General features: G+C 50.3%; 14 protein-coding genes. 1 reads left to right on the forward strand and 13 read right to left on the reverse strand.

Going from position 1 to position 15052, the window contains the following annotated elements; genetic code table 11:
* Positions 1–2: 2 nt before the first annotated feature.
* The 3 genes from A8990_RS20720 to lpdA all read right to left on the reverse strand — a co-directional run bounded on the left by A8990_RS20720 (position 3) and on the right by lpdA (position 3615).
* Positions 3–986, reverse strand: a complete 984-nt coding sequence (locus A8990_RS20720) for an alpha-ketoacid dehydrogenase subunit beta (RefSeq protein ID WP_116190959.1) — start codon at positions 984–986, stop codon at positions 3–5.
* A 1-nt stretch (position 987) separates the two neighbouring features.
* Positions 988–2025 (reverse strand): thiamine pyrophosphate-dependent dehydrogenase E1 component subunit alpha, encoded by a 1038-nt coding sequence (locus tag A8990_RS20725; RefSeq protein ID WP_116190960.1) that lies wholly within the window; start codon positions 2023–2025, stop codon positions 988–990.
* Positions 2026–2187: 162 nt separating this feature from the next.
* Positions 2188–3615, reverse strand: coding sequence for a dihydrolipoyl dehydrogenase (gene lpdA / locus A8990_RS20730; RefSeq protein WP_116190961.1), 1428 nt, complete (start codon positions 3613–3615; stop codon positions 2188–2190).
* Positions 3616–3770: 155 nt separating this feature from the next.
* On the opposite strand from lpdA, the gene A8990_RS20735 reads away from it, so the two are divergent.
* The gene (locus tag A8990_RS20735) at positions 3771–4067 is read left to right on the forward strand and encodes a DUF2627 domain-containing protein (RefSeq protein WP_116190962.1); all 297 of its coding nucleotides are present in this window, start codon (positions 3771–3773) and stop codon (positions 4065–4067) included.
* Between the two features lie 60 nt (positions 4068–4127).
* Here the strand turns inward: A8990_RS20735 and clpP are convergent, their stop codons facing one another.
* The 10 genes from clpP to dxs form a co-directional block, all read right to left on the reverse strand.
* Entirely contained in the window at positions 4128–4712 is a 585-nt protein-coding gene (gene clpP, locus A8990_RS20740; RefSeq protein ID WP_116190963.1) for an ATP-dependent Clp endopeptidase proteolytic subunit ClpP, read from the reverse strand.
* A 26-nt stretch (positions 4713–4738) separates the two neighbouring features.
* Positions 4739–5422, reverse strand: coding sequence for an RNA polymerase sigma factor (locus A8990_RS20745; RefSeq protein ID WP_181909693.1), 684 nt, complete (start codon positions 5420–5422; stop codon positions 4739–4741).
* Positions 5423–5504: 82 nt separating this feature from the next.
* Complete coding sequence (locus tag A8990_RS20750) at positions 5505–6695, reverse strand: MFS transporter (protein WP_245996129.1); 1191 nt, start codon at positions 6693–6695, stop codon at positions 5505–5507.
* A 103-nt stretch (positions 6696–6798) separates the two neighbouring features.
* The gene (spo0A, locus tag A8990_RS20755; RefSeq protein ID WP_116190965.1) at positions 6799–7617 is read right to left on the reverse strand and encodes a sporulation transcription factor Spo0A; all 819 of its coding nucleotides are present in this window, start codon (positions 7615–7617) and stop codon (positions 6799–6801) included.
* A gap of 238 nt (positions 7618–7855) precedes the next feature.
* The gene (gene spoIVB, locus A8990_RS20760; RefSeq protein WP_181909694.1) at positions 7856–9181 is read right to left on the reverse strand and encodes a SpoIVB peptidase; all 1326 of its coding nucleotides are present in this window, start codon (positions 9179–9181) and stop codon (positions 7856–7858) included.
* A gap of 123 nt (positions 9182–9304) precedes the next feature.
* The gene (gene recN, locus A8990_RS20765; protein ID WP_116190967.1) at positions 9305–11005 is read right to left on the reverse strand and encodes a DNA repair protein RecN; all 1701 of its coding nucleotides are present in this window, start codon (positions 11003–11005) and stop codon (positions 9305–9307) included.
* A 44-nt stretch (positions 11006–11049) separates the two neighbouring features.
* Complete coding sequence (gene ahrC / locus A8990_RS20770) at positions 11050–11499, reverse strand: transcriptional regulator AhrC/ArgR (protein WP_116190968.1); 450 nt, start codon at positions 11497–11499, stop codon at positions 11050–11052.
* Between the two features lie 44 nt (positions 11500–11543).
* Positions 11544–12005, reverse strand: a complete 462-nt coding sequence (locus tag A8990_RS20775) for a hypothetical protein (RefSeq protein ID WP_116190969.1) — start codon at positions 12003–12005, stop codon at positions 11544–11546.
* A gap of 249 nt (positions 12006–12254) precedes the next feature.
* Positions 12255–13088 (reverse strand): TlyA family RNA methyltransferase, encoded by an 834-nt coding sequence (locus tag A8990_RS20780; RefSeq protein ID WP_116190970.1) that lies wholly within the window; start codon positions 13086–13088, stop codon positions 12255–12257.
* A gap of 16 nt (positions 13089–13104) precedes the next feature.
* Complete coding sequence (gene dxs, locus A8990_RS20785) at positions 13105–15003, reverse strand: 1-deoxy-D-xylulose-5-phosphate synthase (RefSeq protein WP_116190971.1); 1899 nt, start codon at positions 15001–15003, stop codon at positions 13105–13107.
* Positions 15004–15052: the final 49 nt, after the last annotated feature.

Genomic DNA, 15052 nt, shown 5'->3' on the forward strand with positions numbered 1-15052 from the left:
TTCTAGTAGAGCGCGAGCTTCTTCATCGCTTCTTTCACTTTGTCTTTATTAAGCATAAAGAACTTCTCGCCTGGCGGGTTGATCGGCATGGCTGGCACGTCAGGACCGCATAGGCGCATAATCGGCGCATCCAGCTCATAGAGCATCTCTTCCGCGATGATCGCCGAAACCTCGGCACCGATGCCGCCGAATTTATTATCTTCATGAATGATAAGTACTTTGCCGGTACGGCGGGCAGCTGCAAGAATTCCGTCCTTGTCGAGCGGCTGCAGCGAACGAAGGTCAAGCACATGCGCGGTGATGCCTTCTGATTCAAGCTCTTCTGCCGCTTCCATAATAAAGTGCAGCGGCAAGCTGTAGCTGATTACCGTGATGTCGTCCCCCTCGCGAAGAACATTTGCTTCGCCAATCGGTACGATGTAATCGTCTTCCGGCACATCGCCCGAAACAAGCTTGTAGCACTTCTTGTTCTCGAAGAAAATAACCGGGTCCGGGTCGCGAACGGCTGCTTTCAACAGACCCTTCGCATCGTACGCGGTGTAAGGAGCTACGATCTTAAGACCTGGCGTTCCGAAGAACACCGATTCCGGACATTGCGAATGGTACAAGCCGCCGAAGATGCCGCCGCCGATTGGCGCGCGGATTACGAGCGGGCAGTCCCAGTCATTATTTGAACGATAGCGGATTTTCGCCGCTTCGCTGATGATTTGGTTCGTTGCCGGGAACATGAAATCGGAGTACTGCATTTCGGCGATCGGCTTCATGCCGTACATTGCTGCGCCAATTGCAACACCAACAATCGCTGATTCCGCAAGCGGCGTATCGAGCACGCGCTCTTCGCCAAACTGCGTGAGCAGACCTTTCGTCGTCGTAAACACGCCGCCTTTATAGCCGACGTCTTCGCCGAGGACGAACACGTTCTCGTCGAGCTCCATTTCTTCTTTCATTGCGAGGCGGATCGCATCAATATAGTCCATTTTCGGCATGTTAGCGTCCTCCTTCGCCTTGCGCAGCATCATCGGCATACACATGTTTGAGAATATCTTCAGGCGCTGGGAATGGCGCTTTATCGCCGAAGCTAGTCGCGTCATCAAGTGCAGCCTTAATCTCATGCTGCATCACTGCTTCGCGCTCTTCATCCCAAATGCCGCAATCGATCAAGTATTGCTTATACTTCGGAATGCCGTCCTTGTCGCGGTGCGCATCGACTTCTTCTTTGGTCCGATATGCTAAATCCTCATCCGAGGTCGAGTGTGGCGACAACCGGTACATGACCGCTTCAACAAGAGTTGGGCCTTCGCCGTTCGCTGCACGTTGACGCGCTTCTTTCATCACGCGGTAAACCTCCAGCGGATCATTGCCGTCCACGGCTACGCCTGGGAAACCGTATCCAAGCGCGCGATCCGCGATTTTGCCGCTCACTTGCTTGTGAAGCGGAACCGAGATCGCATATTGGTTATTCTCGCACATGAAGATGACCGGCAGCTTGTGTACGCCAGCAAAGTTCGCGCCTTCATGGAAGTCTCCTTGGTTGCTGGAACCATCGCCGAACGTAACGAACGATACGAAGTTCTTCTTCTTCATCTTCGCTGCCAGCGCAAAACCGACCGCATGTGGAACCTGTGTCGTTACTGGGCTCGAGCCCGTTACAATACGCAGGCGCTTGCTGCCGAAGTGACCCGGCATTTGACGACCGCCGCTATTTGGATCATCAATTTTCGAGAACAGGCACAACATCAGTTCGCGCAGCGTCATGCCGACAGACAATACAAACGCGTAATCGCGGTAATAGGGCAAGTAGTAGTCTTGATCCCGGTCAAGGGCGAAAGCTGCTCCAACCTGTGCAGCCTCTTGGCCAATTCCGGATACGTGAAACTTGATTTTTCCTGCTCGTTGCAGAATAAGACAGCGCTCATCATACTTGCGGGCAGTGTTCATAAGTTTATACATTTCAATGGCTTGCTCGTCCGTTAGCCCAAGTGCCGCATGCCTCGATTGCGTCACGGCGGATTCGGATTGTGTCATGAGGGATGCCCTCCTTTTAACTGCTATTATAACCAGGTACTAAGACTTGACTATACCCATTATAACCGACTTTTTCCGAAAAAGAAATGTTCGATCCGTTACTCATGTAAGCGTTTATTGAAGGCGCTTTTTTTGGTGTTTAATATATAATGCAGCAACCGCCTAAAATGCGATTGATTTTCCGTCTACCGCTAACATTGCTTCTCCAAGCACTTCGGACAGCGTCGGATGCGGGTGAATGACTTGGCCCACTTCCCACGGCGTTGCATTGAGCAGCATAGCAAGCGATGCTTCGGACAGCAGGTCCGTTGCATGCGGGCCGACGAGATGAACACCAAGCACATCGCTCGTTTTCGCATCTGCGATAACCTTTGCAAACCCTTCTGTCTCGCCGAGCACATGCGCCTTGCCAATCGCTCCAAACGGCACTTTGCCGACCTTAATATCATGTCCCTGTTTGCGCGCTTCATCTTCGGTCATACCGATTGAAGCGATCTCCGGACGGGAATAAATCGCCCTTGGCACGCGTGAGTGATCCGGCGCTTGATCTTTGCCGCCGAGGATGTGATCGACAGCGACAATCGCTTCATGAGCCGCTGCATGCGCCAGCTGAAGGCCGCCATTCACATCGCCGATGGCGTAAATATGAGGCTCGTTCGTTTGGAAGAAGCTGTTTACGCGAATGACATCCTTCTCAATGCGTACGTCTGTATTTTCAAGACCGATTTCTTCCACATTCGCTTGCCGTCCTACTGACACGAGCAGTCGCTCTGCGTTCAGAATAACCGTGCCATCCGCTGTGTCGGCCGTAATCGAAGCTTGTCCGTCGTTATACGTATACGTATCCAGCTTCAATTGAATGCCTGTTAGAATACGGACGCCGCGGCGGCGCAGCTGCTTCGTCAGCTCTGCGGAAGCTTCTGCATCCTCGCCTGGTAATAAGCGTGATGCCGCCTCAACGAGCGTCACTTCAATGCCGAAATCGATGAGCAGCGACGCCCATTCAACACCGATTACACCTCCGCCGATAATGAGCATGGACTTGGGCAGGTTGTCCATTTCGAGCGCTTCATCACTTGTCATCAGCTGACCTGGAACTGGTTCCAGCCCCGGAAGCGTGCGCGGACGTGAACCCGTTGCGATGATCAAATTCGTCGGCACGATCGTTTCCATCTCGCCATCCTCGAACTCAACCGCCACACTGCCGCTCTTCGGCGAGAAGATCGAAGGTCCAATAACCCGTCCAATACCTTTTACCACCGTAATGTCATGTTTACGCATGAGGTACTGCAATCCTTTGTACAAGCCCTCGATCGTATTCGCTTTCCGTCTCTGGACCTTCGGAAAATCAATGCTGATCGCATTTTCTGCTACGGCTATGCCATACGCATCCGCCCCCCGCAGCGTTGCATAAATTTCTGCACTGTGCAGCAGCGATTTGCTTGGGATACAGCCTTTATGTAAACATGTGCCGCCGAGCTTCTCTTTCTCGACGATAATTACCTTCTTGCCTGCCTGTGCCGCCCTGATCGCGGCCGTATATCCTGCAATGCCTCCGCCGATAATGGCCAAATCGCATTGTAATGTCATGTTCGTTCCCCTCTCCAATTCGCCTTGCTATACATTCCCTATTGTACCTTTTTTCGCTGGCTCAGAAAACATCCCGCCCCAAATGGACAGTCGGAAGGGAAAAAGGTATGATATTACCGTATCTGCTGCACGTGTACAGGGGGATTTTATAACGTATGAGACAAGTCATCATTCGATTTATCGCTGTTCTACTGCTTGTCATTCCAGGTCTTGGAGCCACATACGGCTTCCTGCTTATGAAGGACGCTATATTTCATTATTTCTCATCTTTCGGCGATGAAACCGTCACGACGCGCCATTTTGAATGGTGGATGTTTCTAGGCGGACTTGTTCTGTTCCTGATCGGAGTAGCATTCATCGGCGGCTGGACGTTCTATCGGGACCGGAAGCGCAACTATGTAGCGCCAAAATTTCGCCAGAAGCGGCCTCGTCCGCCTCGGCCGGGCGTGTAAATGTAATATGCAAAGCGAAAAGCGGGCACTCCTCTAATGGGAATGCCCGCTTTGTTCTTGCTATGCGTTATTCTCGATGACTCGATCCACGATACCATAAGCGACTGCGTCATGTGCGCTCATGAACCGGTCCCGATCTGAATCGCGTTCAATCTGCTCCACGCTCTGCCCCGTATGGCTCGCAAGCAGCTTGTTAATTTTCTCGCGCGTCTTCAATATCCAGCTGGCGTGGATTTGAATATCCGACGCCTGCCCTCTAGCGCCGCCAAGCGGCTGATGAATCATAACCTCGCTGTTCGGAAGGACAAAACGCTTCCCCTTCGCGCCACCCGCCAGCAATATCGCACCGAAGCTTGCGGCAAAGCCTGTGCAAATCGTCGACACATCCGGCTTAATGAACTGCATCGTGTCATAGATCGAGAAGCCTGCCGTGACGGAGCCGCCTGGACTATTGATGTACAGCTGGATATCCTTCTCCGGATCATCAGCCGCTAAGAAAAGCAGCTGTGCCACAATCGCATTCGCCATCTGATCTTCAATCTCGCCGCTTACCATTACAATCCGGTCCTTGAGCAGCCGCGAATAAATATCATAGCTGCGCTCCCCGCGATTCGTCGATTCAATTACGTAAGGCGTCAAATTCATAGCTCATCCATCCCCTTCAGGCACGATTATGCTGCCATCATCATACTGACAGATGAGCCGATGCCCGAAGATACATGTAGTTGACCGATAGCCTGAACCGGATCGATAAGCTGTTCTTCAGCGTTCGCAAGCACGATCAGCGCATTCGGATCTGCCGAACGAATTACATTCACATATGCGTACAGCATGCTATCGCTGACTTGATTCTCAAGAACTGTGGATGGGCAAGCTGCTGCACTTTGTTCGCGCTGCTTCAAGCGTGCAAGCGCCGATCGTGCGCGGTGAAGCGCAGCTTTGACAGCACCTTCCGACGTAGACAGTTTCGCAGCCACCTCGGTTCCTTTGTAACCGAACAATTCCTTTAGTAGGAATACTGTCCGCTGCAAAGGAGACAAGTGAGCGAGAAGCAGTCGTACTGCGTACTCCATCTCATGCGAATCGCCGTATAGCTGCGTAAGAACAGCTTCATTCCGTTCCAATGTGCGTCTTGCCAGCTGCTGCCGGCGCAAATGGTCGATCGAAATATTTTTGGCCACACGCAGCAAATACGCTGTCGGGTTCGGATGCTCCACGTTGCCGTTCATGACCGGCAGCGCTCGCAAGCAAGTTTCCTGCACGAGATCCTCGGCGTCCCAGGTCGACTGGGTGAGCGTCAAGCAATAACGATATAGCACGAATCGCAGCTCATCTACAGTTGGCTTTGTCGTCATATTTGGCACCTCCTCATCTGTTAGCTTGTGATGCATAACGTAAACGAATGAAGGAATGAAAAAGATACGCCCTGCTGAAAAATTAGGCTGCGCTTGAATTCCGCGACTGCATATTACTCCGCCGGAACAAAGGTCCGATCAATGCGAAAAGTGTGAACGCGCCTCCCAACATAAGGAACATACTCTTCTCGGATATATATTGTATGCCGATGCCGCTAATTCCGGGACCAAGCAGGCTGCCAATGCTGAAGTGTATCGAAGCAATGACATTCGATGCCGGCAGCAGCTCTCGTGGGAGCAGATCAGCCGCATAAGCGAGTCCAAGCGAGAAGAATGAACCGATGCAGCCGCCGATCAATCCAAGCAGCACGAATAGCAGCGGTGCGTTATTTCCAGCCAGCGGAACCATAAAGAACATCATGCCTGCTGCAATCGCACATGCCATAAGAACCGGCTTACGACCGATTCGGTCACTCAGCATGCCAAGCGGGAACATAACGATCAGACTTCCTACGCCGAGAGCTGGCAGCAGCATGGAGATCATCTCTTTGCTAAGATGAATACGAAGTCCATACAGCGGAAAATTACTATTCATCGTCGCTTCCATCAAGCCATAGAGAATTGCTGGAAGGAGCGCGAACCATGCAATCCGGTACGTTCTCCAGTACCGGTTTGTTGATGTCTCCAACTTCTCCGCTCGCTCGGGATAGACTGAAGGCAACCTTGTTACTAGCAGCATGATGACTACAAATAAACCCGTATTAAGCGCAAAAGGCAGCCATTTCCCGATCGAAGTGAAGTTAATCCCCATCGGTCCGATACTAAATCCAATTCCGTAGGCCATCCCATAGAGCGAAATGTACCGTCCGCGGCTTTGCGGCGGGCTACTGCTGACGATCCACAGCTGCGTGCAGTAATGAAGCGCGCTATCACCAATACCGACCGCAATGCGCAAAATAAACCAAATCCAAAGTGCGTGCATGAAAGGGAACATAATCGTTCCAAGCCCCGCCAGCACAATGCCCACTAGAATACCGTATTTGTAACCGATCTTCATAATCGGCTTCTCAATGAAGAACATCGTGCTGAACGTACCGATGTATAATGCCATCGAATTTATCCCGTTCAGGTCGGATGATACGCCTCGCTGATCCAGCAAAATCGCCAGCAAAGGCAGGAGCAAGCCCTGATTCAGGCCAGATACAAGTGTGACTGATAACAAAATGATTAACCTCTTCACCGAAGGAACAGGTGTAAGAACTGAAGCTGTCAAAACAATCCTCCTAAATACATTACATGAATTCAAATAAAAAACGCCACATTCGCAGCTTGCACGAAAGTGACGCTTCGTTCGATTTCGGCTATTCTTTATCCTTTCACGAAACCTTATGCTCGATGCGCAGCTTGTCGGCAACCATCGCGATGAACTCGGAGTTCGTTGGCTTCGACTTGCTGATATTGATCGTGTAACCGAACAAGTGGCTGATGCTGTCGATGTTGCCGCGAGTCCAAGCAACTTCAATTGCATGGCGAATGGCGCGTTCCACACGGGAAGGCGTTGTCTTGAACTTCTCTGCGATTGCCGGGTACAGCGTCTTCGTAATCGCACCAAGAATTTCGATATTATTGTAAACCATTGTTATCGCTTCACGTAAATATTGGTACCCTTTAATATGGGCAGGAACACCGATCTCATGAATAATGCTTGTAATATTCGCATCCAGGTTTTTGCCTTTCGCGATAGGAACAACATTCGATTTCGAGACGGCAGCTGTAGCAGCTCCACTTGTGAACGACGAGGAAATTACTGTCGGGTTGCCAACGAGTTGGCGGATTCGATTCGCAAGAACTTCCATGTCAAACGGTTTAAGTATGTAGTATGATGCACCAAGCTGTACCGCTTTTTGCGTAATATTCTCTTGGCCAAAAGCAGTTAACATAATGATTTTAGGCATTTTAGGCAGATTCATTTCACGCAGACGCTCCAGAACACCGAGGCCATCAAGATGCGGCATAATGATGTCGAGAATAAGAACGTCTGGCACTTCATGCGACTCTTCCAATAAACGAAGAACTTCCTCACCGTTATACGCGACACCGGAAACTTCCATATCATTTTGCTCAGAGATATACTCTGAGAGAAGGTTCGTAAATTCCCGATTGTCATCTGCCAACAAAACTTCAATTTTTTGCAAGGTATAGTCCTCCTTAGACTAAAATCCACACTCATATGCAGTATCCGTCATACTCATTACGTCTTTAGTGTTAGCTTATTAAACGTTTTCGACATACCGAATCAAATTCCTTCTGTCGAATAATATTTTTCTTTATTTTTATTTTCAACTGCATTATAATAAATAATTTGTTACAGAAACTCTCATCATTCGAAAAGATTCGGAATGTTTCGACACGACAGCAAAAAATCTTAAGGGGCTATGCCGCCTTAAGATTTAAGCTAGCTGGTTTGAGAAGTACACCTGCATCCTGCAGCATCCACTCAATGAAGCATCCATAGCCCGATGTTGGATCATTGACGAACACATGGGTCACAGCCCCGATAAGCTTACCGTCTTGGATGATTGGACTTCCGGACATCCCTTGCACGATGCCACCTGTTTGCTCAAGCAAGCGGCGGTCAGTAATCTTAATGACCATGCCCTTCGTCGCAGGAGATTCCTGCTTCGTTACATGAACAATTTCCACATTAAACCGCTCAACCTTCTGCCCGTTCACTACAGTAAGTAATTGGGCTGGACCTTCCTTTACTTCTTCAGCGAAAGCAACTGGAACCGATTGATCGTTATAACTATGTGAAGGCAATTCCTTCATCTTGCCGAATATGCCGAATGATGTGTTGCGCTCAATGTTGCCGAGCACTTTGCTTTCCTTCACGAATTGTGCCCTCTTCTCACCTGGTTCGCCGTTCTGGCTCTTATTGATGGAGGTTACATTCGACTGCAAAATCTGTCCTTCACCAACTTCAATTGGTGTCTGTGTATCCATGTCTGTTATAACGTGACCGAGCGCACCGTATACGCCTTGATCTGGAGCATAGAACGTTAATGTGCCTACGCCTGCAGCAGAGTCACGAATGTACAATCCTAATCGCCATGCGCGATCCTCGGAATCGAATACAGGAGACAGCTTCGTATCAAATAAACGCGTTCCCCGTTTTACTGTCAAATGAAGCGGCTGTTTGGAGTCACCTGCTTCCTCCGCCATTTCTGCTACCTTGTGCACTTCGTTTACATACTTGCCATTAATACGAACAATGAGATCACCCAGCTGCAGCTTTGCTTGCTCGCCTGGGGATACTTTAGTGCCCTTCGCATCTACAACTTGATGATGACCGACAACCATAATGCCAGCTGACTTCACTTTAACACCGATCGTTTGTCCACCTGGAATAACACGCAAATCCGGTACAACATTGACTCGCACGGTTTTGAAAGGAATTTTGCCGAATAATTTCAATTTCATCGTGGTCTTACCGCTTTGCGATGACTGAATCGACAGTGGCTTGTTCAAATTAATTGAAAGTGAACGGTCTGTTGAGCCGTTGACTCGCAGCATTTGCGGATCAACGGTCACTTGAGCATGAACAGGCATACCATAGTCTAATTGTTTCAACTGGCCGGAAAACAACCGAACTTCGTTCGGAAATGCGGCGAAATGTTGAATTGGAGAGGATAGACCAAGCATGCAAACGATGATAACGAGAAGTAGACCCAGCCACCGCTTCCGCTGATTGGCATTCAATGACTTCACGCTCCCTGTTGCAAAATCGCTTGACGAGAAAGGTGGTTCGCCATTTGCGTACCTTTAAGGTATCCCTGCCCCTAATGTTTTATGTCGCCAAAAACATTCCCTGATTGCCTTCCATTACGCCCCCTTTTGTTTATAAGCCAAGTCAAGCATTTCTTGCGCATGATGGCGGGTTTTTTCCGTTACTTCCACACCGCCAAGCATCCGCGCCAATTCTTCAATTCGAGTCGCCGAGCTCATTTCCGTTACCATTGTAGACGTACGATCAGCAACAATCGTCTTCTTAATTTCATAATGATGATCAGCCATACATGCAACTTGCGGCAGATGTGTAATCGAGAACACTTGGCACTGGCTCGACAATCGCGACATCTTCTCTGCAATTGCTTGCGCAGCACGTCCGCTGACACCAGTATCCACTTCATCGAATACAAGTACAGGCACTTCATCTATAGAGGCGAAGATCGTCTTGAGTGCCAGCATAATACGCGACATCTCACCGCCGGATGCGATCTTGCTGATTGGCTTCATCGGCTCGCCTGGATTCGGCGCGAAGAGGAATGCCGCTTCATCTATCCCGTTACTATGCAGCTTATAATGCTCGCCGTCCCCCGCCTGCTGCAGCTGAACATAAAACTTCGTCCGTTCCATCTGAAGCCCCCGCAGCTCGCTCTCAATCGCAACAGCAAGCTGATCAGCAGCTATACGGCGCTGCTCTGAGAGGTACAGGCCAAGCACCAACGCCTCTGCAAACAAACGGTCGCGTTCTGCTTGCAAACGAACCAGATGCTCGTCGCGGTTCTCGATCTTGTCAGTCTCCGACTGGATGTTTGCCAAATAGGACAGAATATCAGGGATTGTCTCCCCGTACTTCCGTTTCAAGCTATAAATCATGTCCAGACGGTCATCGATGTAGGCTAGCCGCTCTGGATCAGAATCAACATTGTCCCGATAATCGCGGAGCTGGAATACAGCGTCCTCAAGCTGGTAGAAAGCGCTCTGCAGCTGTTCAAGCAGCGGATTGATCACTGTCGGATCATAATCCCGGATATCGCTAATCCGGTTCACCGCTCTGCTCACTGCATCCAACCCTTTGCCGCCGTGCAGCAGGCTGTAAGCTTCAGAAGCGGAATCTCTGCGTTTCACTGCATACATTAGCTTCTGCTTCTCTTCGGCTAGCGATTCATCCTCGCCTGGCTTCAAACGTGCAGAAGCGATCTCTTCGATCTGGAACCGATACAGATCAAGCATCTGCATATTTTGCCGCGATGTATCTTCAATTTCCTTCAGCTGTGAACGAGCCCTATCGAACTCGCGGTAGACCGCGCGATATGATTCCAAAGTTGCAGCTACGGTATCCCCAGCGTAAGAATCAAGCCATTCCAAATGTTTCTCCGTACGCAGCAACGACTGATGCTCATGTTGACCATGGATATTAACGAGGCACTCCCCTGCTTCGCGGAGCATGGATAAAGTTACGATATGTCCGTTTACGCGGCTGATGCTCTTGCCTTGTACGGAAAGCTCACGACGAATGACGAGGCCTTCCTCAGGCGAAGCATGAATTCCGAACGACTTGAGCGTATACCATACAGGATGCGAGGCAGGAAGCTCGAACATCGCCTCGATCTCGGCTTTGTCACAGCCGTACCGGACCATCTCCGAAGCACCGCGTCCTCCGACAACAAGACTGAGCGCATCGATTAGAATCGATTTCCCTGCTCCAGTCTCACCCGTCAGTACATGAAATCCATCGTGGAATTTTACTGAAACGTATTCAATAACAGCCAGATTGCGTATCGACAACTCGCGAAGCATAGTTGCTCTCCTCCTCCAAGGTCGTTCAAATGAACATTCGAAGCTTAATTCATTAATCCAAGCAGCCTGTCCACAATTTCTGCGCTCTGCGTCTTCGTTCTGCAAATCAACAGAATCGTGTCATCACCGCAGATCGTTCCCATCACTTCCGGCCATTCCAAATTATCGATCATCGCGCCGATGGCGTTCGCCGTTCCCGGCAAACACTTCATAACAACAAGGTTATCGGTGAAGTCGATATGCAGGAAGTGATCGGATAATGTACGCTTCAGCTTATGAATGGAATTACTCCGTGTCTCTTGCGGCAGCGAATATTTATAACGGCCGTCCTCAATTGGCACTTTGATAAGCTGCATCTCTTTAATGTCACGCGATACAGTCGCCTGCGTTACCGCAAGTCCAGTTTCGCGCAGCGTATCGACCAGCTCGTCCTGTGTCTCAATGATTTGGCTTGTAATCAGTTCACGTATTTTCATTTGCCGAACGCTCTTCATGAATAGCCTCCTAAGTTATCCCATAAATTAGCTTGTAACTTCTGCTAGGTTCCGAATCGGAAGGTAATTGTACGGATTGTATGTTCCTTATGGTCGACGAACAAGACGCCCTCACACTCTGGGAGAAGCAGTGCATATACAAGCAGCCTGTCTCTAACGCCGCTGCCTGTCCAATCGATTGGCATCCGTTCTCGCGCCGTCTTCACAATATAATGCTTGCCATCTTTCTCCGCAATTAAATCAATGAACAGCCGGCTTTGCAGCTCCGTGCCGTCAAGATCAATTGTAATCGGCACACGGTACTTGCCGTGCGTCACCTCGTATCCGGACTTCTCCAGAAACTGTACATTCACATCGTCCTCGAGAACATCCTCTGCATGACTGAGCAGCAGCTTCGTGTTCATGCCCGGCGGTTCATGCAGCCAGCGGTAAAAGCTGCGGTACAGCCAGAAGACGATCAATGCACCTGCGATAAACATGACGAGCCAATCTCCGTAGTTTCCCAATCCAATGTTACCCCCCAGCATGAAAGAGTTACTCTATTCATTTCGCGCTGAAGAAACGATTTCCTCTCCATCCAAGAATGATCGGCGAAACCGAACATCTGTTGCCGAACACTTGTTGTCCAAACGTTTGTTCGATTTCGTACTTAGTGTACCAAATAATTTCCGATCTGCAAAGAGGTCCAGCGCGAAATTTGTTATAAATTAAGAAAAGCCTTTCACATTGGCAGCTGCCAAAATGAAAGACTTTGATTAATGCTTGGAATCCTGTGCGAAGGTGCTCCCTGCATCCTTCACAACCGCAGCAATCGCTTCATCGCTTGGAGGCGCCTGGCTGCTGCCTGGTTCCCACAGCCAGTGAGCCAGGAATTCAATATTGCCTTCGCCGCCTGTAATAGGCGAGAACGTCAAATGCTGCAATGCGAAGCCTTCTTGCGCAGCCATCGACAGCACTTGCTCAAGCACTTCGCGATGGACGCTCGGCTCACGAACGACACCGGACTTGGGGACCTTCTCGCGTCCCGCTTCGAACTGCGGCTTGATCAAGGCAACGACACCGGCACCGCGCATTAGCAGCGTTCCAAGCGTCGGCAGTATCAATTTCAACGAAATGAACGATACATCAATCGTTGCGAACGTTGGCTGCGGTCCAGTCAAATCTTCCGGAACGGTGTAGCGGAAATTGGTCCGTTCCATCACATTAACTCGTTCATCCTGACGAAGCGACCAGTCGATTTGATTGTAGCCTACGTCAACCGCATAGACGTATGACGCGCCGTTCTGCAGCGCACAGTCAGTGAAGCCTCCCGTAGACGCTCCAATATCGATCATAACGGCACCTTGCAGGTTCAGCTCGAACTGGCGAATCGCTTTCTCCAGTTTCAGTCCTCCGCGGCTCACATAAGGGTGTACGGCGCCTTTCACGACGATATTCGCCGCGCGGGGCACCTTCATCCCGCTCTTCTCGATCCGTTCCCCATCGACGAGCACGAGACCAGCCATAAGCGCCGCCTTCGCCTTCACACGGCTTTCGTAGAAGCCTTGCTCCACGAGCAAGACATCGATTCTTTCTTTTGCAATTGTCATCGGTTTCTCCTGCTTCTTATACCTGACCCGGAACGCGCTTGCGCATACGAGGCAGCAGTGCTTTCAGCTCCGCCGCAACATGCTCAGCCGTCAATCCGATTTCCTGGCGCTGCTCCTTAATGGATCCGTGTTCGACGAAAACATCCGGCACGCCCATAATCCGAACCGGCACGCCGTACTTACCATTCAACGAATAGAACTCCATAATCGCACTGCCAAGGCCGCCTAGCTCTGAGCCTTCCTCAAGGACGAGCATATGCAAGCCTTCCTCGGCGATTTGCAGCAGCATCGCTTCATCCATCGGCTTAATAAACCGCGCATTGACGATACGAACCTGCAGCCCTTCGCGCTTCAGCAAGTCAGCAGCTTCCTCTGCAACTTGAATCATCGGTCCGATTGCCGCAATAACAGCGGAATCTCCTTCGCGAAGCACTTCCCACGAGCCAATCGGAATCGGCTTCATCTCAGGTTCGATTGTTACGCCAAGCCCGTTAATCCGCGGGTAACGGATTGCGATCGGTCCATCATTATAATCAATCGCCGTCTTCATCATCCGGCGAAGCTCGTTCTCATCCTTAGGCATCATGAGAGCCATGTTCGGAATGTGGCGCAAGTAGGCGATGTCATATACACCTTGATGCGTCTCGCCATCCGGGCCTACGAAGCCTGCACGGTCAATCGCAAACACAACATTCGTGTTCTGGCGGCAAATATCATGCACGACTTGGTCATACGCGCGCTGCAGGAAGGTCGAATACACCGCATAAACCGGCTTTAAGCCCTCCATCGCCATCGCTGCGCACATGGTTGCAGCATGCTGCTCTGCTATACCGACATCAATCATGCGATCCGGATACTTCGCAGCGAACTTCATCAAACCGGATCCGCCCGGCATCGCTGGAGTAACGGCAACGATTCGGCTGTCCTGCTCAGCTAGGTCCATGAGCGCTTCGCTGAACACTTCGGTGTACATCGGCGGCCCAACTGCTTTCAACACTTGACCGGATTCAATCTTATACGGCGTAATGCCGTGCCATTTATGCGAATCGGCTTCCGCCGGAGAGTAGCCTTTGCCTTTAACCGTAATGACGTGAATAAGCACCGGACCTTGCACGCGGCTAGCTTGCTCGATGGTTTCCGTCAATTGAACCAAGTCATGCCCATCTACTGGACCGAAATAAGTGAAGCCGAATTGCTCAAACAGAACACCGTTCATGAGCAAATACTTCACACTGTCCTTCAAACGTTCAACCGTCTTCGCCAATTTCCCGCCGATTGCAGGGATTTTGTTCAGCAGCTGATTGAGTTCTTCTTTCGCCTTCTGATAATGGCGGTCTGTTCGGATCTTGCCTAGGTAGTGATGCAGTGCACCTACGTTCGGTGCAATCGACATCTCATTGTCATTCAGAATGACCATCAAATTCTTCTTCTCATGCCCAATGTGGTTCAGCGCCTCAAGTGCCATACCGCCTGTAAGTGCACCGTCGCCAATTACAGCAACGACCTTGTTCTTCTCGCCTTTCAAATCGCGGGCAAGCGCCATGCCCATCGCTGCGGACAGCGAAGTGCTGCTGTGGCCGGCTTCCCAAACGTCATGCACACTCTCCGAACGTTTGACGAACCCGCACAACCCTTTATATTTACGGAGCGTATCGAACTGTTCCATACGTCCAGTCAAAATTTTATGAACGTATGATTGATGGCCCACGTCAAAAATAAATTTATCTTTAGGGCTGTCAAACAAGTAATGCAGCGCAATTGTAAGCTCGACAACACCAAGATTAGGCGCAAGATGCCCGCCTGTCTCTGACAGCTTCTCAATTAGGAACGAGCGGATTTCCGCAGCAAGCTGTTCCAATTGGGCGATCGATAGTGGTTTAAGATCAGCCGGCTCATGAATATGTTCCAGTAACACGATATTTCCTCGCTTTCACGGGTTATTGTTGACCCGTAATCCATTAAAC

This window comes from Paenibacillus taihuensis, assembly GCF_003386535.1.
Taxonomy (GTDB): domain Bacteria; phylum Bacillota; class Bacilli; order Paenibacillales; family Paenibacillaceae; genus Paenibacillus_Z; species Paenibacillus_Z taihuensis.